The sequence below is a fragment of the Streptomyces sp. NPDC001663 genome (genome assembly GCF_042893105.1).
GTDB lineage: Bacteria > Actinomycetota > Actinomycetes > Streptomycetales > Streptomycetaceae > Streptomyces.
Genome location: NZ_JBIAUR010000004.1, coordinates 526339 through 550499, shown reverse-complemented (window position 1 = coordinate 550499; position 24161 = coordinate 526339). Strand labels below are relative to the sequence as shown.

The 24161-nt window shown below is 70.8% G+C and carries 23 protein-coding genes; 12 read left to right on the top strand and 11 right to left on the bottom strand.

Annotated elements, in window-relative coordinates; translation table 11 throughout:
* Position 1 precedes the first annotated feature (1 nt).
* The 7 genes from ACFY1L_RS16305 (at position 2) to ACFY1L_RS16275 (ending at position 7480) form a co-directional block, all read left to right on the top strand.
* Positions 2–763: a DUF3710 domain-containing protein gene (locus ACFY1L_RS16305; protein WP_361270320.1), complete on the top strand. Its 762-nt coding sequence runs from the start codon at positions 2–4 to the stop codon at positions 761–763.
* Between the two features lie 144 nt (positions 764–907).
* Positions 908–2098, top strand: a complete 1191-nt coding sequence (locus tag ACFY1L_RS16300) for an alginate lyase family protein (protein WP_388823799.1) — start codon at positions 908–910, stop codon at positions 2096–2098.
* Between the two features lie 60 nt (positions 2099–2158).
* Positions 2159–2854 (top strand): ABC transporter ATP-binding protein, encoded by a 696-nt coding sequence (locus ACFY1L_RS16295; protein ID WP_388823797.1) that lies wholly within the window; start codon positions 2159–2161, stop codon positions 2852–2854.
* Between the two features lie 123 nt (positions 2855–2977).
* The gene (locus ACFY1L_RS16290) at positions 2978–5545 is read left to right on the top strand and encodes an ATP-binding protein (protein WP_388823795.1); all 2568 of its coding nucleotides are present in this window, start codon (positions 2978–2980) and stop codon (positions 5543–5545) included.
* Positions 5542–6228, top strand: coding sequence for a response regulator (locus tag ACFY1L_RS16285; protein ID WP_388823793.1), 687 nt, complete (start codon positions 5542–5544; stop codon positions 6226–6228). The genes ACFY1L_RS16290 and ACFY1L_RS16285 overlap by 4 nt, the downstream gene beginning before the upstream one ends.
* An 82-nt stretch (positions 6229–6310) precedes the next feature.
* Positions 6311–6709, top strand: a complete 399-nt coding sequence (locus ACFY1L_RS16280; protein WP_388823791.1) for an OB-fold nucleic acid binding domain-containing protein — start codon at positions 6311–6313, stop codon at positions 6707–6709.
* Between the two features lie 3 nt (positions 6710–6712).
* Positions 6713–7480 carry a DUF3159 domain-containing protein gene (locus ACFY1L_RS16275; protein ID WP_388823789.1) on the top strand — a complete coding sequence of 256 codons (768 nt, stop codon included), beginning with the start codon at positions 6713–6715 and terminating at the stop codon, positions 7478–7480.
* A 70-nt stretch (positions 7481–7550) separates the two neighbouring features.
* Here the strand turns inward: ACFY1L_RS16275 and ACFY1L_RS16270 are convergent, their stop codons facing one another.
* Both ACFY1L_RS16270 and ACFY1L_RS16265 read right to left on the bottom strand, forming a co-directional pair.
* Positions 7551–8228, bottom strand: coding sequence for a potassium channel family protein (locus ACFY1L_RS16270; protein ID WP_388823787.1), 678 nt, complete (start codon positions 8226–8228; stop codon positions 7551–7553).
* Positions 8228–8899: a potassium channel family protein gene (locus ACFY1L_RS16265; RefSeq protein ID WP_388823785.1), complete on the bottom strand. Its 672-nt coding sequence runs from the start codon at positions 8897–8899 to the stop codon at positions 8228–8230. Before ACFY1L_RS16265 ends, ACFY1L_RS16270 begins: the two co-directional genes overlap by 1 nt.
* Before the next feature lie 403 nt (positions 8900–9302).
* Here ACFY1L_RS16265 and ACFY1L_RS16260 point away from each other — a divergent pair, with 403 nt between their 5' ends.
* Together ACFY1L_RS16260 and ACFY1L_RS16255 are read left to right on the top strand one after the other, a co-directional pair.
* Entirely contained in the window at positions 9303–11366 is a 2064-nt protein-coding gene (locus tag ACFY1L_RS16260; RefSeq protein ID WP_388823783.1) for an APC family permease, read from the top strand.
* 94 nt (positions 11367–11460) lie between these two features.
* Positions 11461–12801, top strand: a complete 1341-nt coding sequence (locus ACFY1L_RS16255) for a class I SAM-dependent RNA methyltransferase (protein ID WP_388823781.1) — start codon at positions 11461–11463, stop codon at positions 12799–12801.
* A 517-nt stretch (positions 12802–13318) separates the two neighbouring features.
* On the opposite strand, the gene ACFY1L_RS16250 is transcribed toward ACFY1L_RS16255, so the two are convergent.
* The gene (locus ACFY1L_RS16250) at positions 13319–13666 is read right to left on the bottom strand and encodes a hypothetical protein (RefSeq protein WP_388823779.1); all 348 of its coding nucleotides are present in this window, start codon (positions 13664–13666) and stop codon (positions 13319–13321) included.
* Positions 13667–13897: 231 nt separating this feature from the next.
* On the opposite strand from ACFY1L_RS16250, the gene ACFY1L_RS16245 reads away from it, so the two are divergent.
* The gene (locus tag ACFY1L_RS16245; protein WP_388823777.1) at positions 13898–14791 is read left to right on the top strand and encodes an alpha/beta hydrolase; all 894 of its coding nucleotides are present in this window, start codon (positions 13898–13900) and stop codon (positions 14789–14791) included.
* A gap of 70 nt (positions 14792–14861) precedes the next feature.
* Here ACFY1L_RS16245 and katG read toward each other — a convergent pair whose 3' ends face one another.
* From katG to ACFY1L_RS16205, 8 genes are all read right to left on the bottom strand, one after another.
* Positions 14862–17075: a catalase/peroxidase HPI gene (katG, locus tag ACFY1L_RS16240; protein ID WP_388823775.1), complete on the bottom strand. Its 2214-nt coding sequence runs from the start codon at positions 17073–17075 to the stop codon at positions 14862–14864.
* A gap of 24 nt (positions 17076–17099) precedes the next feature.
* Positions 17100–17546, bottom strand: coding sequence for a Fur family transcriptional regulator (locus ACFY1L_RS16235; protein WP_388823773.1), 447 nt, complete (start codon positions 17544–17546; stop codon positions 17100–17102).
* Between the two features lie 295 nt (positions 17547–17841).
* Positions 17842–18543, bottom strand: coding sequence for a plastocyanin/azurin family copper-binding protein (locus ACFY1L_RS16230; protein ID WP_388823771.1), 702 nt, complete (start codon positions 18541–18543; stop codon positions 17842–17844).
* A complete protein-coding gene (locus ACFY1L_RS16225) occupies positions 18531–19046 on the bottom strand; it encodes a hypothetical protein (RefSeq protein ID WP_388823769.1) in 516 nt (171 codons plus the stop codon). The genes ACFY1L_RS16230 and ACFY1L_RS16225 overlap by 13 nt, the downstream gene beginning before the upstream one ends.
* A 192-nt stretch (positions 19047–19238) precedes the next feature.
* Positions 19239–20258, bottom strand: a complete 1020-nt coding sequence (locus ACFY1L_RS16220; protein WP_388823767.1) for a cupredoxin family copper-binding protein — start codon at positions 20256–20258, stop codon at positions 19239–19241.
* Positions 20259–20317: 59 nt separating this feature from the next.
* The gene (locus ACFY1L_RS16215; RefSeq protein ID WP_388823765.1) at positions 20318–21634 is read right to left on the bottom strand and encodes a CopD family protein; all 1317 of its coding nucleotides are present in this window, start codon (positions 21632–21634) and stop codon (positions 20318–20320) included.
* Complete coding sequence (locus ACFY1L_RS16210) at positions 21631–22230, bottom strand: hypothetical protein (protein WP_388823763.1); 600 nt, start codon at positions 22228–22230, stop codon at positions 21631–21633. The genes ACFY1L_RS16215 and ACFY1L_RS16210 overlap by 4 nt, the downstream gene beginning before the upstream one ends.
* A 242-nt stretch (positions 22231–22472) precedes the next feature.
* Positions 22473–23159 carry a helix-turn-helix transcriptional regulator gene (locus tag ACFY1L_RS16205; protein WP_388823761.1) on the bottom strand — a complete coding sequence of 229 codons (687 nt, stop codon included), beginning with the start codon at positions 23157–23159 and terminating at the stop codon, positions 22473–22475.
* An 83-nt stretch (positions 23160–23242) separates the two neighbouring features.
* On the opposite strand from ACFY1L_RS16205, the gene ACFY1L_RS16200 reads away from it, so the two are divergent.
* The gene (locus ACFY1L_RS16200) at positions 23243–23779 is read left to right on the top strand and encodes a DUF2231 domain-containing protein (RefSeq protein WP_388823759.1); all 537 of its coding nucleotides are present in this window, start codon (positions 23243–23245) and stop codon (positions 23777–23779) included.
* Positions 23780–23949: 170 nt separating this feature from the next.
* A complete protein-coding gene (locus tag ACFY1L_RS16195; RefSeq protein ID WP_388823757.1) occupies positions 23950–24138 on the top strand; it encodes a hypothetical protein in 189 nt (62 codons plus the stop codon).
* Positions 24139–24161: the final 23 nt, after the last annotated feature.

Sequence of the window (24161 nt, the reverse complement as noted above, 5' to 3'; positions counted from 1 at the left end):
CGTGTTCGGACGTCGCAAGAAGAAGGGTGCCGCCGAGGACGCGGCCGGCGAGGCCGAGCAGGTCGTCGACTACGTCGACACTGAGGCGGACGACGAAGAGGACGTGCGTGAGCGCGTGCGGCTCGAGCCCGAGCCGCGGCCCGACGGGCCCTGGGACGACTCCGAGGTGCGTGACCCGGCCGAGGGCCGGGTGGACCTGGGCGGTCTGTTCGTGCCCGGAGTCGACGGCATGGAGCTGCGGGTCGAGGTCGCGGGTGACGCGATCGTCGCGGCGACCGTCGTACTGCGCGACAGCGCCATCCAGCTGCAGGCCTTCGCCGCTCCCAAGCGGGAGGGCATCTGGGGTGAGGTGCGCGAGGAGATCGGCTCCGGCATCACCCAGCAGGGTGGCATCATCGACGAGGTCGAGGGCCCGCTGGGCTGGGAGCTGCGCGCCCAGGTACCGGTGCAACTGCCGGACGGCACGGGCGGTTTCCAGGTCGTGCGGTTCGTCGGCGTGGACGGTCCGCGCTGGTTCCTGCGCGGTGTGATCTCGGGCCAGGGCGCGGTGCAGCCGCAGGCGGCCGGCCTGCTCGAGCAGATCTTCCGGGACACGGTCGTGGTCCGCGGCGAGGGCCCGATGGCGCCTCGCGACCCGATCGTCCTCAAGCTGCCGAACGACGCCCAGATGGTCCCCGAGGGCGTCCAGCAGGAGGAGGGCTCGCGCTTCTCCGGCGGCATGGGACAGCTGCAGCGCGGACCGGAGATCACCGAGGTCCGGTAGCCGTACAGCAGAAAAGGGCCGTACCCCTGGCGGGGTGCGGCCCTTTTCCGTGCGCGGACTCTTGACGGGTGATTGGTCTGTACCTATGGTCTCGGCCCAACGCCTGAGTTCACAGAGGCGCTCATCGTTCACATACGAGAACGGATGGCCCCCACCATGCGCCGCACCGCACTGCTCGCAACCGCCTCCGCACTTGTCGTGGGCATGCTCGCCTGGCCCGCCGCCCGCCATGCCGACGCCGCCCCCACCACCTTCGCCCACCCCGGCGTCACCGTCTCCAAGGCCCAGTTGGACTTCGCGCGCACCAAGGTCAACGCCGGCGCCCAGCCCTGGAAGGGTGCCTTCGACCAGATGCTGGCGAGCAAGTACGCCGACCTCAACCGCACCCCCAAGCCCCGCGCGACCGTCGAGTGCGGCCCGTACTCCGATCCCAACTACGGCTGCACGGACGAGCGCGAGGACGCGATCGCCGCCTACACCGACGCGCTCGCCTGGTACATCACGCGCGACGACCGGTACGCGAAGAAGGCGATCCAGCTGATGGACGCCTGGTCCGCGGTGATCAAGGACCACACCAACAGCAACGCGCCCCTGCAGACCGGCTGGGCGGGCTCCTCCTGGCCGAAGGCCGCCGAGATCATCAAGTACACGTACACCGGGAGCTGGGCGAACTCCGGCCGCTTCGCGACCATGCTCCGCAATGTCTACCTCCCGGAGATCATCAACGGCTCCAACTCCAACGGCAATTGGGAGCTGTCGATGACGGAGGCCGCGATCGGCATCTCCGTCTTCCTCGAGGACAGGACGTCGTACGACAAGGCCATGTCGAGGTTCCGGACCCGTACGGCCGCGTATGTCTATCTGTCGTCCGACGGCGATCTGCCGAAGACGGTGCCCAGCCAGAACCTCGACACCAAGGAGAAGATCGTCAAGTACTGGCAGGGGCAGTCCACCTTCGTCACCGGGCTCACCCAGGAGACCTGCCGCGACTTCACCCACACGGGATACGGCATCTCCGCGATCTCGCACGTCGCGGAGACCAGTCGTATCCAGGGTCAGGACCTCTACGGCACCGACGTCGGCGAACGGCTGCGGCAGGCGCTCGGGTTCCAGGCCAAGTACCAGCTGGGCGCGGCCGTCCCGAGCTGGCTGTGCGGAGGATCGCTGAAGCTCGGGCTCGGGCCGGTCACCGAGGTCGGCTACAACGCCCTGCACAACCGCCTCGGCATCGCTATGGCCAACACCCAGACGCTCACCCAGCAGCAGCGTCCGGCCGGCAGCAACAACCTCTTCGTGGCCTGGGAGACCCTCACCCACGGTGACAACCCGAGCTGAACCGTTGAAGGGCCGGGCGTCGGGCGGTGATACTGGCGCCCGGTCGACGGGGGAGGCGACATGAACAGTCAGGTGGTCACCGAGACCATGGTGCGCGTCGAGAACGTCCACAAGTCCTACGGCCATGGAGCGGCCGCCGTGCACGCCCTGCGCGGGGTCTCGTTCGAGGTCCCGCGCGGCGAACTCATCGCCCTCAAGGGACGCTCGGGGTCGGGCAAGACCACCCTCCTCAACATCGTCGGCGGGCTCGACGTACCGGATCAGGGGCGGGTCACCGTCGACGGGCTCGACCTGTCGGAGCTCGGCGAGGACGGACTGCTCGCCCTGCGCCGGGACCGGGTCGGCTTCGTCTTCCAGTCGTTCGGGCTCATCCCGATCCTCACGGCCGCCGAGAACGTCGGCGTCCCGATGCGGCTGCGCCGGGCCGAGGTGCGCGAGCGCGAGGAGCGCGTCGAGCTGCTGCTCGCCCTGGTCGGTCTCGCCGACCACGCGGCGCAGCGGCCCGGCGAGCTGTCCGGCGGCCAGCAGCAGCGCGTCGCCATCGCCCGCGCCCTCGCCAACAGCCCCTCGCTGCTCGTGGCCGACGAGCCGACCGGCCAGCTGGACGCCGAGACCGGGCACGCCGTCATGGAGCTGCTGCGGGCCGTCGTCCACAGCGAACAGGTCACCGCACTCGTCGCCACCCACGACGCGACCCTGCTCGACCTGGCCGACCGGGTGCTGGAGCTGGGCGACGGGGAGATCCTCGAGCACTGAGGGGCGCGGGCGTCAGAGTTCCGTCAAAGACGGTCGTCAGGCCCTTGCCGGCACCTTTTGCCACGCTTGGCGGCCGTAAGGTCGACGCTGCGTGGGCAGCAGTGACCGGAAGACAATGGGGCCATGGGACGCGGGAAGCTTCGGATCTACCTCGGTGCGGCACCGGGCGTCGGCAAGACGTACGCCATGCTCTCCGAGGCACACCGGCGCGTGGAGCGCGGCACCGACTGCGTGGTGGCGTTCGTGGAGCACCACGGGCGGCCGCGCACCGAGGTGATGCTGCACGGCCTGGAGGAGCTGCCGCGCCGGGAGCTGGAGTACCGCGGGGCCGACTTCACCGAGATGGACGTCGACGCGGTGCTGGCCCGGAGCCCGCAGGTCGCGCTCGTGGACGAGCTCGCCCACACCAACGTGCCCGGCTCCCGCAACACCAAGCGCTGGCAGGACGTGGAGGAGCTCCTCGCCGCCGGCATCGACGTCGTCTCGACCGTCAACATCCAGCACCTGGAGTCGCTGGGCGACGTCGTCGAGTCGATCACCGGTGTACGGCAGCGGGAGACCGTGCCGGACGAGGTCGTACGGCGGGCGGACCAGATCGAGCTGGTCGACATGTCGCCGCAGGCACTGCGCCGCCGTATGGCACACGGCAACATCTACCAGCCGGACAAGGTCGACGCGGCCCTGTCGAACTACTTCCGCCCCGGCAACCTCACCGCGCTGCGCGAGCTGGCGCTGCTGTGGGTGGCCGACCGGGTCGACGAGTACCTGAAGCAGTACCGCAGCGAACACCAGGTCTCGAAGATCTGGGGTTCGCGGGAGCGGATCGTGGTCGGGCTGACCGGCGGCCCCGAGGGGCGGACGCTGATCCGGCGGGCCGCACGGCTCGCGGAGAAGGGCGCCGGCGGCGAGGTGCTGGCCGTCTACATAGCCAGCAGCGACGGCCTGACGGCGGCCTCGCCCAAGGAACTGGCCGTGCAGCGCACCCTCGTCGAGGACCTCGGCGGCACCTTCCACCACGTGGTCGGCGACGACATACCGGCGGCGCTGCTCGCCTTCGCGCGCGGGGTCAACGCCACCCAGATCGTGCTCGGCGTCTCCCGGCGCAAGAGCTGGCAGTACGTCTTCGGGCCCGGCGTCGGCGCGACGGTGGCCCGGGACTCGGGGCCCGACCTCGACGTCCACCTGATCACGCACGACGAGGCGGGCAAGGGGCGCGGGCTGCCGGTGGCCCGGGGCGCCCGGCTCGGCCGGTCGCGGATCATCTGGGGGTGGCTGGTCGGCGTGGGCGGTCCGGCCGTCCTGGCGGTGCTGCTCAGCGCCGTCGACCTCGGCCTCGCCAACGACATGCTGCTGTTCCTCGCCGTGACGGTCGCCGCGGCGCTGCTCGGCGGGCTGCTGCCCGCGCTGGCCTCGGCGGCCGTGGGCTCGCTGCTGCTGAACTACTTCTACACACCGCCCCTGCACCGCTGGACCATCGCCGACCCGAAGAACATCGTCGCGATCGTGATCTTTGTCGCGGTCGGGGTCTCGGTGGCCTCCGTCGTCGACCTCGCCGCCCGCCGCACCCACCAGGCGGCCCGGCTGCGCGCCGAGTCGGAGATCCTCTCCTTCCTCGCGGGCAACGTGCTGCGCGGCGAGACCGGCCTGGAGGATCTCCTCGAGCGGGTCCGCGAGACCTTCGGCATGGAGTCGGCGGCCCTGCTGGAGCGGGCGAGCGACCACGACCCGTGGACCTGTGCGGGGCGCGCCGGGCTCGGGCCGGCGGTGGAGCGGCCCGACGAGGCCGACGTGGACGTACCGGTCGGGGACCACATGGCGCTGGCGCTGACCGGCCGTGTGCTGCCCGCCGAGGACCGCCGGGTGCTGGCCGCGTTCGCCGCCCAGGCCGCCGTGGTGCTGGACCGCCGGCGCCTCCAGGAGGAGGCCGACCGGGCCCGGACGCTGGCCGAGGGCAACCGCATCCGTACGGCGCTGCTGGCCGCCGTCAGCCATGACCTGCGCACTCCGCTGGCCGGGATCAAGGCGGCCGTGTCGTCGCTGCGGTCGGACGACGTGGCCTGGTCGGAGGAGGACCAGGCGGAGCTGCTGAAGGGCATCGAGGAGGGCGCCGACCGCCTGGACCACCTGGTGGGCAACCTGCTCGACATGTCCCGCCTGCAGACCGGCACGGTCACTCCGCTGATCCGCGAGATCGACCTCGACGAGGTGGTGCCGATGGCGCTGGTCGGGGTGCCTGAGGACAGCGTCGAGCTGGAGGTCCCGGAGACCCTGCCCATGGTCGCCGTCGACCCGGGGCTGCTGGAGCGGTCGGTGGCCAACCTGGTCGAGAACGCCGTCAAGTACAGCCCGCCCGGCAAACCGGTCCTGGTCGCCGCCAGCGCCCTCGCGGACCGGGTCGAGGTGCGGGTGGTCGACCGCGGCCCCGGCGTCCCCGACGAGGCCAAGGAGCGCATCTTCGAGCCCTTCCAGCGCTATGGCGACGCCCCGCGCGGCGCCGGCGTGGGCCTCGGTCTCGCGGTGGCCCGGGGCTTTGCCGAGGCCATGGGCGGCACCCTCAACGCCGAGGACACACCCGGCGGAGGCCTCACCATGGTCCTCACCCTGCGCGCGGAAGGATCGCGCGCGGAACTTCTCGAAGAGGGCGCCGCACCCGCTGGGCGCCCGGCGGAACCCGAAAGGCAGGTCACATGACCCGGGTGCTCGTGATCGACGACGAGCCGCAGATCGTGCGCGCCCTCGTGATCAACCTCAAGGCGCGCAAGTACGAGGTCGACGCGGCCCACGACGGCGCCACCGCCCTGCAGCTCGCGGCCGCCCGCCACCCCGACGTCGTCGTGCTCGACCTGGGACTGCCCGACATGGACGGCGTCGAGGTGATCCGGGGCCTGCGCGGCTGGACCCGGGTGCCGATCCTGGTGCTGTCCGCCCGGCACACCTCCGACGAGAAGGTCGAGGCCCTCGACGCGGGCGCCGACGACTACGTCACCAAGCCCTTCGGCATGGACGAACTGCTCGCCCGGCTGCGGGCCGCAGTACGCCGCGCCGAGCCGGTCGGCGCCGGCGAGGACGACGTGACGACGGTGGAGACCGAGGAGTTCACCGTCGACCTGGCCGCGAAGAAGGTCAACCGGGACGGCAGGGACGTACGGCTGACGCCCACGGAGTGGCATCTGCTGGAGGTGCTGGTCCGCAACACGGGTCGGCTGGTGAGCCAGAAGCAGCTGCTCCAGGAGGTGTGGGGGCCGTCGTACGGGACGGAGACCAACTACCTGCGGGTGTACATGGCGCAGCTGCGGCGGAAGCTGGAGTCTGATCCGTCACATCCCCGGCATTTCATCACTGAACCGGGCATGGGATACCGGTTCGAGAAGTAGCAGGCCGGGGGCGGAAAGGTGCCGGTTCGGGGCGGGGCCGGGCGGGTACGAAGGTGTCAGTGCACCCCGGTACGCTTCAGATATGAGTGCTGTTCCTCGTTCCGAAAAGCCGGCGGGCCGGTTCCGGCGCATGCTCGACCGGCTCTCCTCGTCGCAGGAGGACCTGGAGTCCGAGGAGCTGCGGGAGGACACGGAGACCGCGGGCTGTACGCGGATCGGTGACTGTCACGACCGACAGATCGTCACGGTTACTGGTACCTTGCGCACGGTCACTCTGCGGCCGCGTGCGGGCGTCCCGGCCCTGGAGGCCGAGCTGTTCGACGGTTCCGCCGCCCTGGACGTGGTGTGGCTCGGCAGGCGCTCCATCGTGGGGATAGAGCCGGGGCGCAGACTGATCGCATCGGGCCGTGTCTCGCTGAGCCGGGGCCGCCGGGTGCTGTTCAATCCGAAATACGAACTGAGACCCCTCGGACGGGAGTAGCCGGTGACGTCGCTCGACAAGCCGACCGAAGACACTCAAGCCGACGACGCGCGGGCGGTGACCGAGGCCGCCCTGTTCGAGGCGTTCGGCGGAGTGCGGGGCATGGTCGAGACGGTGCTGCCCGGCCTCCTCTTCGTCACCATCTTCACGATCAACAAGGACCTGCACTGGTCGGCGATCGCCGCCCTCGCCGTGTCCCTGCTGCTCGTGGTGGTCCGGCTGGCCATGCGGGACACCGTCAAGCACGCGTTCAGCGGTGTCTTCGGCGTCGCCTTCGGTGTCGTCTTCGCGATGATGACCGGCAACGCCAAGGACTTCTACCTCCCCGGCATGCTCTACACGCTGGGCCTGGCGCTGGCGTACATCGTCACGACGCTGTGCGGCGTCCCGCTGCTCGGTCTGATCCTCGGCCCGGTCTTCAAGGAGAACCTCTCCTGGCGCACCCGCAACCCGGGCCGCAAGAAGGCGTACGCGAAGGCCAGTTGGGCCTGGGGCCTGATCCTGCTCGCCAAGTGCGCGATCCTCTTCCCGCTGTACTGGTGGGCGAACACGGCCCAGTTGGGCTGGGTCCTGGTCGCGCTGAAGATCCCGCCGTTCCTGCTGGCCGTCTGGCTGACGTGGGTCTTCCTCGCGAAGGCGCCCGCTCCCATCGACGTGTTCGCGGAGATGGAAGCGGAGGAGCAGGCCGAGAAGGAGCGCAAGGCGGCGCTCGCGGCTGAGCGCGCGGAGCACGGCGAGGCCGCGGGCGGACGGCACCGCCGGGAGGCGTAGTTTCCGGTACGACGAGGAGGGGCGCCCTGCACATGCAGGGCGCCCCTCCTCGTCGTGGTCCCCGAAGGGCTCAGCTCGACGCGTCCTCGCGCCGCACCGACAGCAGGTCCTCCAACTGCTCCTCCCGCGCCTGAGCGGCCACGAAGAGCAGCTCGTCGCCCGGTTCCAGGGAGTCGTCCCGGGTCGGGGTCAGGACCCGGGTGCCCCGGATGATGGTGACCAGGGACGTGTCCTCGGGCCATTCGACGTCGCCGACCTGGGTGCCGGCCAACGCCGACTCCTCCGGCAGCGTCAGTTCGACCAGGTTCGCGTCGCCGTGGCTGAAGCGCAGCAGGCGGACCAGGTCGCCGACCGAGACCGCTTCCTCGACCAGGGCCGACATCAGGCGGGGGGTGGAGACGGCGACGTCGACGCCCCAGGACTCGTTGAACAGCCACTCGTTCTTGGGGTTGTTCACGCGGGCCACGACGCGCGGGACGCCGTACTCCGTCTTCGCGAGGAGCGAGACGACCAGGTTGACCTTGTCGTCGCCCGTCGCGGCGATCACGACGTTGCAGCGCTGCAGGGCTGCCTCGTCCAGCGACGTGATCTCGCAGGCATCGGCCAGCAGCCACTCCGCCTGCGGGACGCGCTCGACCGAGATGGCGGTCGGCGCCTTGTCGATCAGCAGGACCTCGTGGCCGTTCTCCAGCAGCTCGCCCGCGATCGAGCGGCCGACCGCACCGGCACCGGCAATGGCGACCCTCATCAGTGACCGCCCTCCTCTTCGGGACCCTTGGCGAAGGACGCCTCGACCTTGTCGACCTCGTCGGTGCGCATCATCACGTGCACCAGGTCGCCCTCCTGCAGCACCGTCTGCGAGGTGGGCAGGATCGCCTCGCCGAGCCGGGTCAGGAACGCCACACGGACGCCCGTCTCCTCCTGCAGCCTGCTGATCTTGTGGCCGACCCAGGCCGCGGAGGCGTGCACCTCGGCCAGCTGGACACCGCCGGTGGGATCACGCCACAGCGGCTCCGCCCCGGAGGGCAGCAGACGGCGCAGCATCTGGTCGGCGGTCCACCGGACCGTGGCCACGGTCGGGATGCCCAGGCGCTGGTAGACCTCGGCGCGCCGGGGGTCGTAGATCCGGGCCGCCACGTTCTCCACGCCGAACATCTCGCGGGCCACGCGCGCGGAGATGATGTTCGAGTTGTCGCCGCTGGAGACGGCGGCGAAGGCACCGGCCTCCTCGATCCCGGCCTCGCGCAGGGTGTCCTGGTCGAAGCCGATCCCGGTTACCCGGCGGCCGCCGAACCCGGGGCCGAGGCGGCGGAAGGCCGTGGGGTCCTGGTCGATCACGGCGACCGTGTGCCCCTGTTGCTCCAGGGTCTGGGCAAGAGCGGAACCCACTCTTCCGCAGCCCATGATGACGATGTGCACGACCGTCCTTCCGGTGTCCAAAAACTACTGCTCAGCCTCAGGGTCTCAGACCGACGCCCAAGCTACACACGCGCGGTAGGACGTCGGCACCCCTGTGCACGGTTGCCGTGGGGTCGGGGGACGATCAGCGTCGGCTGATGCTGCGAACGCTGGCAAGTGTCAGGATTCCGAGGCCGACGAGGGCCGCCGCGGCGCCGATCAACTCTGCTGTGGCGTGCATGGAACCTCCGGGGGGCGGCAACTGGCCCGTGACGGTTGGGAAACGGGCGGTGTTTGTCATATAGGCATGGGGCTACCGCGACCTGCGGAATCCGCAGCCGGACCCACCCCTGTTTTCACCCGTAGAGCAGATGTGGGGTGGCGGGTGGTTGGGCGCCCGTTCGAACGCCTACGATTACCTGTCGTGTCCAAACTGACCGACGTGCCCAAACGGATCTTGATCGGGCGCGCACTGCGCAGTGACCGGCTGGGCGAAACGCTCCTGCCGAAGCGCATCGCCCTCCCCGTCTTCGCCTCCGACCCGCTGTCCTCCGTGGCCTACGCCCCGGGAGAGGTGCTGCTGGTCCTGTCCATCGCGGGCGTGTCGGCGTACCACTTCAGCCCCTGGATCGCGCTCGCGGTCGTCGTGCTGATGTTCACCGTGGTCGCCTCCTACCGGCAGAACGTGCACGCCTATCCCAGCGGCGGCGGCGACTACGAGGTCGCCACCACCAACCTGGGACCCAGGGCGGGCCTGACCGTCGCCAGCGCCCTGCTCGTCGACTACGTCCTCACCGTCGCCGTCTCGATCGCCTCCGGCATCGAGAACCTGGGCTCCGCGGTGCCGTTCGTGGTCGAGCACAAGGTGCTGTGCGCCGTCGCCGTGATCCTGCTGCTCACGCTGATGAACCTGCGCGGAGTGAAGGAGTCCGGCAAGCTCTTCGCGATTCCGACGTACGTCTTCGTCGGCGGCGTCTTCATCATGATCGCGTGGGGTGCGTTCCGCGGGCTGGTGCTCGACGACACCATGCGGGCGCCGACGGCGCAGTACACGATCAAGGCCGAGCACCAGGGGCTGGCCGGGTTCGCCCTGGTCTTCCTGATGCTGCGGGCCTTCTCCTCCGGCTGTGCGGCACTCACCGGTGTCGAGGCGATCTCCAACGGCGTGCCGGCCTTCCGCAAGCCCAAGTCGAAGAACGCGGCGACCACGCTCGCCGCGATGGGCCTGCTCGCCGTCACCATGTTCTGCGGGATCATCGTCCTCGCCCTGACGACCAAGGTCCGCATGGCCGAGAACCCGGCCGTCGACCTGCTCAAGAACGGCGTCGGCGTCGGTGCGGACTACGTCCAGAACCCGGTGATCACCCAGGTCGCCGAGGCCGTCTTCGGCAAGGGCAGCTTCCTGTTCATCGTGCTGGCCGCGGCCACCGCCCTGGTGCTGTTCCTGGCGGCCAACACCGCCTACAACGGCTTCCCGGTCCTCGGCTCGATCCTCGCCCAGGACCGCTATCTGCCCCGCCAGCTGCACACTCGCGGCGACCGCCTCGCCTTCTCCAACGGCATCGTGCTGCTCGCGGGCGCGGCGATGCTGCTGACCGTGATCTACGGCGCCGACTCGACCCGGCTGATCCAGCTGTACATCGTCGGCGTGTTCGTGTCCTTCACGCTCAGCCAGACCGGCATGGTCCGCCACTGGAACCGCCACCTGGCCACCGAGAAGGACCAGGCCAAGCGCCGCCACATGGTCCGCTCGCGCGCCATCAACACCTTCGGCGCCTTCTTCACCGGTCTGGTGCTGGTCGTCGTCCTCGTCACCAAGTTCACGCACGGCGCCTGGGTCGCGCTGCTCGGCATGGTGATCTTCTACGCGACGATGACGGCCATCCGTAAGCACTACGACCGCGTCTCAGCGGAGATCGCGGCCCCCGAGGGCCCGAGCGACGACAGCGTACGGCCCTCCCGGGTCCGCTCGATCGTCCTGATCTCCAAGATCCACCGCCCGACGCTGCGTGCCCTCGCCTACGCCAAGCTGATGCGCTCGGACTCCCTCGAGGCGCTCACCGTCAACGTCGACCCGCTGGAGACGAAGGCGCTGAAGGAGGAGTGGGAGCGGCGCGGCATCGACGTGCCGCTGAAGGTGCTGGACTCGCCGTACCGCGAGATCACGCGGCCGATCATCGAGTACGTGAAGGGGCTGCGGAAGGAGTCGCCGCGCGACGCGGTGTCCGTGATCATCCCCGAGTACGTGGTCGGGCACTGGTACGAGCACCTGCTGCACAACCAGAGCGCGCTCAGGCTGAAGGGCCGACTGCTGTTCACGCCGGGCATCATGGTCACCTCGGTGCCCTACCAGCTGCAGTCCTCGGAGGCCGCGAAGCTGCGGGCCGGCAAGCGGCAGGACTGGAACGCGCCGGGTTCCGTGCGGCGCGGTCCCGCGGAGCAGGGTCGGCCGAAGGAGGCTTCGGGCTCCTCGGGCGGCAAGAGCTGACGCTCGTTGGTCAACGGCCGGACGGCGCCCACGTAGACTGGTGGGCTGTTGTCCGGCCGTTTCCCTTTTCCCGATGTTGTGGAGTCACCCCGCCATGCAGGCAGAACCGAAGAAATCGCAGGCGGGGTCGCTGGTGGGGGAGGAGTACGAGGTCGAGATCGGGCCCGTCGCCCACGGCGGCCACTGCATTGCCCGTACGGCCGAGGGCCAGGTGCTGTTCGTCCGGCACGCGCTGCCCGGTGAGCGGGTCGTGGCGCGGGTGACGGAGGGCGAGGAGGGGGCCCGGTTCCTGCGCGCGGACGCGGTGGAGATCCTCTCGGCGTCCAAGGACCGGGTCGAGGCCCCCTGCCCCTACTCCGGTCCCGGCCGCTGCGGCGGCTGCGACTGGCAGCACGCCAAGCCGGGGGCGCAGCGCCGGCTGAAGGGCGAGGTCATCGCCGAGCAACTGCAGCGACTCGCGGGCCTCACGCCCGAGGAGGCCGGCTGGGACGGCACGGTCATGCCGGCCGAGGGCGACAAGCTGCCCGCGGGCGAGGTGCCCCAGTGGCGCACGCGCGTGCAGTACGCCGTCGACGCCGACGGTCACGCCGGTCTGCGCCGGCACCGCTCGCACGAGGTGGAGGCGATCGACCACTGCATGATCGCGGCTCCCGGGGTGACCGAGCTCGGCATCGAGAAGCGCGACTGGGCCGGCATGGAGTCGGTCGACGCGATCGCGGCCACCGGTTCGCAGGACCGCCAGGTGATCCTGACGCCGAAGCCGGGGGCACGGCTGCCGATCGTCGAGCTGGACAAGCCGGTGTCCGTCATGCGGGTCGGCGAGAAGGACGGCGGGGTGCACCGGGTGCACGGCCGCCCCTTCGTCCGCGAGCGCGCGGACGGCCGTACGCACCGCGTCGGCAGCGGCGGCTTCTGGCAGGTCCACCCGAAGGCCGCGGACACACTGGTGACGGCGGTCATGCAGGGCCTGCTGCCGCGCAAGGGCGAGATGGCGCTGGATCTGTACTGCGGCGCCGGCCTGTTCGCGGGCGCCCTCGCCGACCGACTCGGCGACAAGGGCGCGGTCCTCGGCATCGAGTCCGGCAAGCGCGCGGTGGAGGACGCCCGGCACAACCTCGCCGACTTCGACCGGGTGCGGATCGAACAGGGCAAGGTCGAGGCCGTCCTGCCGCGCACCGGAATCACCGAGGTCGACCTGATCGTCCTGGACCCGCCGCGGGCCGGCGCCGGCCGGCAGACGGTGGAGCACCTGGCCTCGCTGGGGGCGCGCAGGATCGCGTACGTGGCGTGCGATCCGGCGGCGCTGGCGCGGGACTTGGGGTACTTCCGGGACGGGGGGTACCGGGTGCGGATGTTGCGGGCGTTCGATCTGTTCCCGATGACGCATCATGTGGAGTGCGTTGCCATCCTTGAGCCGGCCGCCAAGGGCTCCTGAACTGCGATTTTGCTGGTGCGCATGATGTGCGGTGCGGGAGTTGCGGGCGGTATCCCGACGCTGAAATGACGCTCGGAACGTCGAGCCGGGGATGGGGTTCGGCCGGCCGATGACCGGCCGGCAGTGGGCCTGTTCCGACGCTGTCGTTGGCCGCGTGGCAAACCCGACGGCGTGCTGGTGGGCATGGACCTGTCTGCGCTGAGGGCCCGGCTGGTCGTCGCACGGTAGGTGCCCCGGCCGATGTGGTTCGGGTCCGTGGCGCTGTCGAGCACCGTACGGTCGCTGCGGGGTGGAAAGAGCTGGGTGTAGACGGCGCCGAGGTACGAGATCCGCCTCTCGCCCAGGACCGCGCGGATGACGTCCGTGTCCCGTGCGGTGTTGCGGGTGTTGATGTACGGCAGCCGGGCGCGAGCGCGGGTGGCGCACGGCGGAGTGGTACGGGCCCGGCCAGGTCAACTCCCATTCGCCGAGGCCGCAGTTGAGGGGGCTGTGGCGGCCAGGCCGCGCGGGTCGAAGCTCACGTTCCCGGGAGCGCCTCCTTCATGGCTACGGGGTTGCCCAGGCCGGCAGCCCCCGGTCCGCCCGGGTTGGACAGCAGTACGCCGTGCCGCTTGCCGGGCCGGGCGGTGCGCAGCCGGGAGATCTTCAGGTGGCGGGTGGGGACGGTCGGGCGCGTGTAGTCGACGGGCACGGTGACGGTCCCGCACCATAGGGCGGCGGGGTACTGCGGGCCGGGGCCGCAGTGGTGCCAGGCGGGCCGCTGGTCGTAGTACCGGCCGAGGGTCTGGGCGGCGGGGCGGTCCGGTGCGGCCGCTGTCGCCCGGGCGGTGGGGACGTGCAGGCTAGCGATCCGCGGCCGTCGCACCCCAGACTCTGCTCCCTCCCGCGATCACCCCGCCTCGGCCGAACGGTCAAGGAGACGCAGGTGATCGGGCGGGCCCTCGGCCGGAGGGCCGAGGGTGCGGATGTGCGGATCCCGTTCGCGGGGTGTCGGCCTCGACAGGTTCGGACGCGCTGCCCGTTGCGCGGCGCGCGTCGAGGCTTCATTATCAGGAATCCTGTTACTTCAATGTTGTAGCGATAGGCGGGTCGGACCATGCCCTTCAGTCCAGGAATCCAGGCCAGAGGCGTCCAGTTGCTGCTCGGCGGCGTGATGTCCCGCGTCCACAAGGACCTGCGCTTCACCGACGTGCCGAAGCAGACGGAGACGCTTCGGGTGGCCACCGGCGCCGGTCCGGTGGCCATCACCGTCTACCGCCCGCCGAACGCCGCCGAGGGCCCCGCGCCCGTGTACGTCAACTTCCACGGCGGCGGCTTCATCGTCGGCAGAGCCGAGCAGGACGACCACATCTGCCGGTACATCGCCGCCACGGCCGGGTGCGTCGTGATCAACGTGGACTACGCCGTCGCCCCGCAACACCCGTATCCGACCGCCGTCACCCAGGCCTACGACGTCACCGCGTGGGTCGTCGAGAACGGCTCGGCCCACGGCTGGGACGGCTCGCGGCTCGCCGTCGGCGGGCACAGCGCCGGGGGCAACCTCACCGCCGCGGTCTGCCGCACGGCCCGGGACCGGCGCACCTTCTCGCCCCGGCTGCAGATCCTCGACTCCGTACCGCTCGACCAGCTCGCCGACCCCGCGAGCAAGCACTCCCCGATCCCCAAGCCACTGCTCACCCCGTATCTCATGCGGGTCTTCACCGCCGCCTACGTCCCGGATCCCGTCGACCTCGCCCACCCACTCGTCTCGCCCGGGCTGGCCGACGACCTCGCCGGGCTGCCGCCCGCCCTGGTCATCACCGCGGAGCACGACCGGCTGCGCGACGAGGGCGACGCCTACGCCAAGGCGCTGGACGCCGCGGGTGTCCCCGTCACCCACCGTGTCTTCGAGGGCGTCGACCACTACTTCACGCACACGGGTCCGGTACTGGCCGGGAAGGAGGCCATCGAGCTGATGGCCGCCACCCTGCGGACTGCGCTCGTCGCCTGACGCCGGGAGCAGGCACAACGACGGCCGGGCCGGCCCCTGAGGGGCCGGCCCGGTGCGGTGTTCGGGTGGATCAGACCAGGTCGAAGCGGTCCAGGTTGGAGACCTTGACCCAGGCCGCGACGAAGTCGTTCACGAACTTCTCCTTCGCGTCGTCGCTCGCGTAGACCTCGGCGAGCGCGCGGAGCTCGGAGTTCGAGCCGAAGACCAGGTCGGCACGGGTGCCGGTCCACTTGACCTGGCCCGAGGCGTCGCGACCCTCGAAGGTCGTCTGGTCCTCGGACGTCGACTTCCACGTCGTGCCCAGGTCGAGCAGGTTGACGAAGAAGTCGTTGGTCAGCTTGCCCGGGGTCTCGGTGAAGACACCGTGCGCGGACTGCTGGTGGTTGGCACCCAGAACGCGCAGACCACCGACGAGGACGGTCAGCTCGGGAGCGGTCAGCGTGAGCAGGTTCGCCTTGTCGAGCAGCAGGTACTCGGCCGGCAGACGGTTGCCCTTGCCGACGTAGTTGCGGAAGCCGTCGGCGGCGGGCTCCAGCGCGGCGAAGGACTCCGCGTCGGTGTGCTCCTGCGTGGCGTCCACGCGGCCCGGCGTGAAGGGCACCTCCACGTCGAAGCCGGCGTCCTTGGCGGCCTTCTCCACGGCGGCGGCACCACCGAGGACGATCAGGTCAGCCAGGGAGACCTTCTTTGCGCCGGTGTTGAACGCCGACTGGACGCCCTCGAGGACGCGCAGCACCTGGGCGAGCTCGTCGGGCTCGTTGACCTCCCAGCCGGCCTGCGGCTGCAGGCGGATGCGGGCGCCGTTGGCACCGCCGCGCTTGTCGCTGCCGCGGAACGTCGAGGCCGACGCCCACGCGGTGGAGACGAGCTGCGAGACGGTCAGCCCCGAGTCGAGGAGCTTGGCCTTCAGGGCCGAGACGTCCGCGGCGTCGATGGCCTCGCCCTCGGCCTGCGGCAGCGGGTCCTGCCACAGCAGCGTCTCCGCCGGGACCTCCGGGCCGAGGTACAGGGACTTCGGGCCCAGGTCACGGTGGGTCAGCTTGTACCAGGCGCGGGCGAAGGCGTCCGCGAACTCGGCCGGGTTCTCGTGGAAGCGGCGCGAGATCTCACCGTAGATCGGGTCGAAGCGCAGCGAGAGGTCGGTGGTGAGCATCGTGGGCCGACGCTTCTTCGACGCGTCGTGCGCGTCCGGGATGATCTCCTCGGAGTCCTTGGCCACCCACTGGTTGGCGCCGGCGGGGCTCTGCGTGAGCTCCCACTCGTAGCCGAAGAGGATGTTGAAGAAGTCGTTGCTCCACTGGGTCGGCTTGGTGGTCCAGGTGACCTCGAGACCGGAGGTGATGGCGTCGCCGCCCTTGCCGGTGCCGTAGGTGGACTTCCAGCCCAGGCCCTGCTCCTCCATGGAGGCGGCCTCGGGGTCGTTGCCGACCGCGTCGGCCGGGCCGGCGCCGTGGGTCTTGCCGAAGGTGTGACCACCGGCGATGAGCGCGACGGTCTCCTCGTCGTTCATCGCCATACGGCGGAACGTCTCGCGGATGTCGCGGGCCGCGGCCAGCGGGTCCGGGTTGCCGTTCGGGCCCTCCGGGTTGACGTAGATGAGGCCCATCTGGACGGCGCCGAGCGGGTTCTCCAGCTCACGGTCGCCGGTGTAGCGCTGGTCGTCGAGCCACGTGGTCTCGGGACCCCAGTACACGTCCTCGTCGGCCTCCCAGACGTCGGCGCGACCGCCGCCGAAGCCGAAGGTCGTGAAGCCCATGGTCTCGAGCGCGACGTTGCCCGTGAGGATCATGAGGTCGGCCCAGGAGATGGACTGGCCGTACTTCTTCTTGACCGGCCACAGCAGACGGCGGGCCTTGTCGAGGTTGCCGTTGTCCGGCCAGCTGTTCAGCGGCGCGAAGCGCTGCTGACCGCGGCCGCCACCGCCGCGGCCGTCGCTGATGCGGTAGGTGCCGGCGCTGTGCCAGGCCATACGGATCATCAGCGGGCCGTAGTTGCCGAAGTCGGCCGGCCACCAGTCCTGCGAGGTGGTCAGCACCTCGGCGATGTCCTGTTTCACGGCGGCGAGGTCGAGGTTCGCGAACGCCTCGGCGTAGTCGAACTCCGCACCGAGCGGGTTCGCGACGACCGGGTCCTTGGCGAGGATCTTCAGGTTGAGCCGCTCCGGCCACCACTGGCGGTTACCGCCACCCTGGGTCGGGTGCGCGGCGCGCGTGTGCGCGACCGGGCAGCCACCGGTCCCCTCGGCCTTGGGGTCGGTGACGATTGCGTCAGGGTTCTCAGACATGGGAGTCCTTCCGAACTGGGTGGATCACTGAGCTGAACTGCGGGCTTCGGTGGAACAGGAGGGGCACAGGCCCCAGTAGATGACCTCTGCCTCGTCGACCGCGAAGCCGCGGTCGTCGGATGCGGTCAGGCAGGGGGCGTGGCCGACCGCGCAGTCGACGTCGACGACGGCGCCGCACGACCGGCAGACGAGGTGGTGGTGGTTGTCACCGACGCGTCCCTCGAACCGGGCCGGGCTGCCCGGCGGCTCGATACGGCGGACGAGTCCCGCCGTGCTGAGCGCGTGCAGCGCCTCGTACACGGCCTGCAGCGATATGTGGCCGACACGATCGCGCACCCCTGAGGCGATCGCTTCTACGTCGAGGTGGTCACCGTGGCGGACGGTTTCCAGCAGCGCGACGCGGGCGGCCGTCACCCGGAGGCCGGCACCGCGCAGCTCCTCGGCGGTGGTCGGAGTCGGGGATGCGGTCATGCGGACAACCTAGTCGCATAAACACGAAGAGTTCAAGAAAACGAACGATCCAAGTTTGATCGCGTCGCGCTGAACCCGGGGTTAAGTCCAAGGGTGGCGGCGCGTCGCCGGGAACTCGCAGTGTTGTTCACGCATACGGGTGACTCAGTGACCACGGGTGAACCTGGGTATGCATGGACGGCCTGCGGCAGCTCACGCCAGGGGGTGGCGTGAGCTGCCGCTGTGTGGCTCGTCCCGGGTTGTGTCGTGCTCCGGTGCTGTGCCGGGCGCGGGGTGGGCGCGTACCGGGGTCGCGTCAGTCCGTGCCCGGATCGTCGTTCCGGGAGGGGAGCGCGGCCGAGCGGGAGCCGACCAGCAGCAGGCACAGGACCGCCACGCCCGCCACGACGCCGGTGAGGAGCAGGAGGGGGTTGAGGGGACGGGTGGCGGAGGCGGTGTTCTGGGTGTCGACCGGTTGTGCCGTCGCGGGTGCGGCGGGGGCGGTGACGGTGGGGGAGGGGGACCCGGCGTCCTTCTTGGATGCTGCGGGGGCGGCGGCCTTGGTGGTGTGGTCCATGTGCATCGACGGCGGCATCGCGGTGGCGGGCCGGGTGGCCGGTGCGGCGGAGGTCGGGTGGTGGTGCATGGTCGGGGTGGGCGCCGCGGCGGGCTGCACGACGAGCTGGGCCGTCATGTCCGGGTGCACGGTGCAGACATAGCCGTACGTCCCCGCGGTCGTGAAGGTGTGGCTCCAGGTGCCGCCCTTGCTGAGCATCGGGGAGTGGATCGACGCCGGGCCGGAGGTGGTCTTCACGTCGTGGGGTGCCTGGTCCCGGTTGGTCCAGGTGACGGTGTCCCCGGCGGTGATGGTCAGAGTGCGGGGGCTGAACGCGTAGCCGGACATGAGGACTTGGTGGGTGGCGGCCGCCTGTGCCGCGGGCGCGGGCAGGACGGCGGTGGCGGAGCCGGCCACCAGCAGGGCGGCGAGCAGGGTGCGCAGGAAGGTCAGGCGGGGCATGTGAACTCCGCGGCGACGAGCAGCCGGATGCGGGCTGCGGGGCGGGTGCGGGGCAGGGCGAAGCCGGTCGTACGGCGCAGAGCGCGGTAGGGCACACCGAGGGTGCCGACGACGAGCAGCCGGTCGGCGGTGCGGTCGACGACCCGGAGCGGGAGCGTGGCCGGGAGGGAGGCGTCGCCCAGGGCGAGTTCGCCGGCCATGCGGAGGCGGGCGCCGTCGTCCTTGGGCATGATCGCCGTACTGACGAAGGTGAGCGACCTGCCGCGCAGCACCCGGCCGCCCAGCTCCAGGCTCAGCACACAGTCCTCGGCATCGGGCGCGACGGTGAGGGTGGCGTCGACCGGGGTCAGGCGGCGGCGCATGGTGGCGAACGGGCCCAGGCGGGCGCTGAGTTCGGTGATGCAACGGTCGGGCGCGGCGCCGTAGGCTCCGGGGTCGGGCAGCCAGTCGGGGCCGGGGCGGGGCGGTGGCAGGGCGGCGGTGGGCAGGGTCTCGGTGGTCATCTCGGCACCTCGGTGCGCATAGGGCCTGTCTTGCGGATCATCTCGGCGTCGCGGGGTCCGGGAAGCGCCGTATCTCACAGCCGACCTGATCCGAAAGACAGGCCCTGCGGAGTGACGGGTGGGGAAGATGGAGGGAGCGGCGGGCCGGCCGACTGCGACTCGGCCGGCCCGCCGCGTCCTGCTGAAGGAGGGTCAGCAGGAGTTGGTGATGTAGTCCTCGGTCGGGGCGAGCAGGTGCTCGGCCCAGACCGTGTGCATCTTCACGTAGGCGTCGGGGTTGAGGATGTCGGCGATCTGCTGGCCCGGAGACTCCTCCAGGTGCGCGGAGTTGATGTGCTGGAGGAGCACGCTGAGGGTGTCGTCGGCGACGCTGCCGGCGCCGTTCACCGCGGGCGTGAGGATCGACTCCACCCACACGGTGTGCATCTTGATGTAGTTGTCGAGCTGGAGCGCGTCCTGGACCTGCTGGCCCGGGGACTGCTCCAGGTGCGCCTTGTTGATGTGCTGCAGGATCGGCAGCAGGACCTGCTGGACGCTGACGCACTGCTCGTCACCGCCGTCGCCCCCGCCGCTGGTGCCGCCGGAGCTGCTGCCGCCACTGGTCGAGCCGCCGGTCGACCCCCCGGTGGAACCGCCCGTCGAGCCGCCCGTGCTGCCCCCGGTGGAGCCGCCCGTGGAACCGCCGGTCGAACCGCCCGTCGAGCCGCCGCTGGAGCCGCCCGAGCTGCCGCCGTCGTCGGCGACCACGGTGACGGACGCCGTCATGTCCGGGTGGACCGCGCAGTAGTAGTCGTACGTACCGGCCTTGGTGAAGGTGTACGACCAGCTGTCGCCCTTCTGCAGCGTGCCGGAGTCGAACTTGGCCGGGCCGCTGGTGGTGGTGACCGTGTGCGGAGCGGAGTCCTCGTTGACCCACTTGACGGTGTCGCCGACCTTCACCGTCAGCTTCGGCTGGTCGAACTTGTAGTCCTTGATCTCGACGGTGTGGTCGGCCGCCTTGGCCTCGGTGGCCGAGTGGTCCATGTCCGACATCGACTGGGCCTCGGCGGCCGGTGCCGCGGTCTGCGGGGTGGAGGCCCCGGCGGACGCCTGGAGCAGGCCGAGGCCGGCGACGGCCGCGAGGCCCGCGCCGAGGCCGGTGGCCAGCAGCACCCGGTTGCCCACCCGTGAGCGCCCGTGGCGCGGGGGTGCGGTGGTTTCCTCAGTGTGCATGGTGGTGCGTCTCCCTTGTGAGATTGCTGGTGAGAGAAGAGGGGTGGGACAGGTGCCGGTCAGCGGCCGGGGGCGGACGTGACCAGCAGACTCGTCGCGGCGAGTACGACGAGGACGAGCCCCGTCTCGGCCGCGACCGAGTGGACGAAGGGCCGTACGGTGGCCCGGTCGCCGCGCAGCAGCACGGCGATGTCGAGCCGTGTCCGCACCCAGCCCCGGCTGCGCTGGGCGATCAGCAACACCAGGGCCAGTACGGCGAGTTTGAGCAGCAGCAGCCGCCCGTAGCCGGTGTGGAACAGGGCGTCGAAGGACCCGACCACCTGCCAGGTCAGCACCGCGCCGGCGGCCACGATCGCCGCGACCGACACCGCGGCCAGCGTGGAGTAGCCGGACACGACGGCCGACAGCTCCTCGGGGCGGCGCCGGGGCAGCACGCCGATCAGCAGCAGCGTCAGACCGCCCAGCCAGAGCGAGACGCCCAGCAGATGGACCAGGTCGGCGACCTCGCCCCAACCGGGGTGCGAGCCCTCGGAGTTGTGGCCGGTCATGCCCGTCGTGCGCAGCAGTCCGACGCCTACCGCCAGAGCGCCGACACGCCAGCCGGGCGAGCGTGCGGCGCGGTCACCGCCCTGCAGGAGGGCGGCCAGGACGACGGCGGCGAGCACCCACATCAGCACCCGGCAGGCGGCCACGATGCCGACCTCGGTGGTCAACAGGTCGGTGTAGGTGGCGGGTTCGAGTACGTCGCCGAGCGTGCCCATCGCTCCGTACGCGCCCTGGAGCCCCGGCGCGAGCAGGCTCGCCGCGAGGCCGGCGGTCCAGGAGAGGGTGAGGATGCGTCGGGTACGGCGGTCCTCGGCGCCCTGCGGCCAGAGCAGTGCGAGGAAGGCGAGGCCGCCGATGAACAGGGCGAGGGAGAGATAGCCGGCCCAGCGGACGGCGACCCAGGCCGTGTGCACCGTGTCGCTCGGTTCCGGTGCCTCGGGTGCGGCGGCGTCCGATGTGCCCTTCGCGGTGAGGCGGAAGGAGAGTGTGCCTGAGGTGGAGTGTCCGTCCTCCATGTCAAGTACCTGCCAAACCAGGGTGAGGCGGTCCTGACCGGTGGTCCTGGGGACGGTGACCTGGATGGCATCGTTGCCACGCCCGCTGTGGGACACGGTCAGCTGTTTGCCCGCCGACTTGATGTGGACGTCGGCGAGTTCGACCGGCTCGCTGAAGGTGAGCCGGACGGTGGTGGGCGTGTGCGTGAGCCGGGCGCCGTTCTTCGGGGCGGAGGACTCCAGCTCCGTATGGGCCGAGGCGGGCGGCGCGGCGAGGAGCAGAGCCGCGAGGACGGCCAGGACGGCGACGAGCAGGGGCGGGAGGCGGCGTCTCACGGGAGGACCTCCGGCAGTACCGACGGCGAGGCCGCGACGCCGACGCAGACACTGTCGGCCGACGACGAGGGAGAGGGGGACGGGTTCGGCGACGCAGGGTTCAGCAGGCCGTTCAGCAGGCCGGTCACCGGAGTCACCACGCCTTTCAACAGCGGTTGTACGAGGCGGACTTCGCCCTCGTCACAGCTGTCGGAGGCGGTGGGCGACGGGGTGGGAGCAGAGGAAGGCGAGGCAGAGGTGGAGCCGTGTCCGCTGCCGCCGCCCGTGCCGTGATCGTGGCCGCTGTTCCCGCCGGTGGCCGACGGGACACCGCCCACGGGAATTCCGCTGCCGGCCCCTCCTGTCCAGTAACCGCCCGCCCAGCCGGCGCCCGCATTCCCCTCGGAAGTGTCGGGCGGGCCGGTCTGGGAGCGGGCCGTGGGCTCGTGCGACGGGGCCGCGGAGGCCGGCGGTGCCGCGGTGTCGACGGTTGGTGGCGTGGACGCGCCGATGCCCGAGGCGTATCCGAGTACGACGACTACGGCTGCGACGAGAGTGCCCGCCACTATTTCGTCGCGGTGGTCTCCTGGCCAGGATGCCCTGGCGAAGAAGGACATGGTCCCTCCTGACGCTGTGCGTGAACGGCGGTGACCAGGAGTGCACTGCCGTGACGATTCCCGTCCGCTACGCGTCAGTTAATCGGCCGTTTCATTGCCTCATTTCCGACCGGGGGGTGTCTGTGAGAACGGACCTTGCCGCCCCAATGCGTGCATTGCATTCCGTGAAGAAAAAGTAGGGTCCGTGAATTCGAACGCGCACGGCATTTCTTCTTCACGGAATCGCCGTGAATGCATATGCCTTACCGGTCGGTGTGCAACTCGACGCAGCACAGGCCCGGTTGAGGGGCCAGTACGGCGGTGGTCTCGTCGTGGCCGGACGCGGCGAGATAGCCGCAGAGGAATGCGTGGTTCATGCCGCAGATCAGATCCGGCGCCTGTGCGGCCACCGGATGGAAGGGGCAGTTGTGCAGCACGGTCCGGCCGGAACCGGCGTCGGCGGGCTCGAAGCCGAGTGATTCCAGGGTGGTCGTGATGTCGCCGCCGCGGGTCTCGGCGCCCAGGGCCTCGCCGCGCTCGCGGGCGACGCGGAACGACGCGGCCTGTGCGCTCTCGTCCGGCTTCTGTGCCGTCAGGGCCTCGGTGAGGAGCGAGGCCAGCAGTTCGTGGCGGCGCGGGGGGAGGCTCAGGGAGAGGGCGTGCGGGCTCGGCTCGTACAGCTTCGGTGCGCGGCCGACGCGACGTGGACGGTGGCCGCCGTGCCGGGTCTGCAGCAGGCCCGAGGCCACCAGCTTGTCGAGGTGGAAGGCCGCGAGCTTGCGGGAGATCCCGACCGCCGCGGAGGCTTCCTCCCGGGTCACCGGCCGCCTGGCCCGCCGCACGAAGTCGAGCAGCCGCCGCCGCGACTCGTCACCGAGGACGGCGAGCGCGGCCATCGTCTCCGAGCCGGGCGGTTCCGCCGCGCCGGCGGCGGTCGAATCGGACGTCACAGGGTCACGGTAACTCCGTACTTGACCCAGGCCCGAATAAGACCAACACTTGTTGGTGAAATACCTCACGGGCGAGGTGTCCCATGACGGTCGAGAGTGATCTGCGTCAGGCGAAGCAGCCGGTGAGCGGTGCCCTGGCGGGGCCCTACGGGCATCCGTTCCACCCGATCCTGGTCACCGTTCCGATCGGGGCCTGGGTGTCCAGCCTGGTCTTCGACATCGCCTCCAAGGTCGTGGACCGGCCGGGGTTCCTGACGCACGGGTCGGCCTGGCTGATCGCGATCGGTGGGATCGGGGCGCTGGTGGCCGCCTGTGTCGGGTTCCTCGACCTGTTCGCCATCCCCACCGGGACCCCGGCGTTCCGTACGGCGCTGGTGCACATGGCGCTGAACCTCATCGTGACCGCCGCCTACGCGGCGGGCTTCGCCTGGCGGCAGGGCGGCGGCTATGCGGGAGGGCAGAGCGTCGGCAACGGGCAACTGACGCTCTCCGCCGCCGCCCTGGCCGCCCTCGCCGTCTCCGGCTACCTCGGCGGCAGGCTCGCCTACCGCTACGGCGTGCGCGTGGCCGCCGAATCCGTGCAGGCCGAGGGCTACCGGAGCACTCGTACGACGCCCTGACCAGAACCACTGGAGCCGGACGTGGACTGCAGACCGGGCCCACCCGCTTCCCGGCGCCGCTGGTCTTCGGCCACTTCCTGCTCGCGGCGGCCGGCCTGATCGTCTGGATCGTCTACGTCGCCGCCGACCGCGAAGGCCTGGCCCGAACGTCCTTCGGTGTCCTCGTCGCCGTGGCCCTGCTCGGCTTCACCACGCTCGCCCGCTGGCTCCCCGTGTACGGCACGGCCCCCGCCGGCGACGAGACCACGACCCCTGCCGAACGCCACCTACCGCTCCCGGTGGTCACCGCCCTCGGCCTCCTCGGCGCCGCGAGCCTGGTCCTGGTGCTGCTGGCTGCCCTGGAGGTGGGCGGCAGCTGAGGCCTGTCCCCCTGCCCGATGGC

Excerpts from the sequence above, each read along its gene's own strand:
- ACFY1L_RS16300 (WP_388823799.1), top strand. The coding sequence starts at position 908 with ATGGCCCCCACCATGCGCCGCACCGCACTGCTCGCAACCGCCTCCGCA.
- ACFY1L_RS16295 (WP_388823797.1), top strand. The coding sequence starts at position 2,159 with ATGAACAGTCAGGTGGTCACCGAGACCATGGTGCGCGTCGAGAACGTC.
- ACFY1L_RS16290 (WP_388823795.1), top strand. The coding sequence starts at position 2,978 with ATGGGACGCGGGAAGCTTCGGATCTACCTCGGTGCGGCACCGGGCGTC.
- ACFY1L_RS16285 (WP_388823793.1), top strand. The coding sequence starts at position 5,542 with ATGACCCGGGTGCTCGTGATCGACGACGAGCCGCAGATCGTGCGCGCC.
- ACFY1L_RS16280 (WP_388823791.1), top strand. The coding sequence starts at position 6,311 with ATGAGTGCTGTTCCTCGTTCCGAAAAGCCGGCGGGCCGGTTCCGGCGC.
- ACFY1L_RS16270 (WP_388823787.1), bottom strand. The coding sequence starts at position 8,228 with ATGAGGGTCGCCATTGCCGGTGCCGGTGCGGTCGGCCGCTCGATCGCG.
- ACFY1L_RS16255 (WP_388823781.1), top strand. The coding sequence starts at position 11,461 with ATGCAGGCAGAACCGAAGAAATCGCAGGCGGGGTCGCTGGTGGGGGAG.
- ACFY1L_RS16245 (WP_388823777.1), top strand. The coding sequence starts at position 13,898 with ATGCCCTTCAGTCCAGGAATCCAGGCCAGAGGCGTCCAGTTGCTGCTC.
- katG (WP_388823775.1), bottom strand. The coding sequence starts at position 17,075 with ATGTCTGAGAACCCTGACGCAATCGTCACCGACCCCAAGGCCGAGGGG.
- ACFY1L_RS16235 (WP_388823773.1), bottom strand. The coding sequence starts at position 17,546 with ATGACCGCATCCCCGACTCCGACCACCGCCGAGGAGCTGCGCGGTGCC.
- ACFY1L_RS16230 (WP_388823771.1), bottom strand. The coding sequence starts at position 18,543 with ATGCCCCGCCTGACCTTCCTGCGCACCCTGCTCGCCGCCCTGCTGGTG.
- ACFY1L_RS16225 (WP_388823769.1), bottom strand. The coding sequence starts at position 19,046 with ATGACCACCGAGACCCTGCCCACCGCCGCCCTGCCACCGCCCCGCCCC.
- ACFY1L_RS16220 (WP_388823767.1), bottom strand. The coding sequence starts at position 20,258 with ATGCACACTGAGGAAACCACCGCACCCCCGCGCCACGGGCGCTCACGG.
- ACFY1L_RS16210 (WP_388823763.1), bottom strand. The coding sequence starts at position 22,230 with ATGTCCTTCTTCGCCAGGGCATCCTGGCCAGGAGACCACCGCGACGAA.
- ACFY1L_RS16200 (WP_388823759.1), top strand. The coding sequence starts at position 23,243 with ATGACGGTCGAGAGTGATCTGCGTCAGGCGAAGCAGCCGGTGAGCGGT.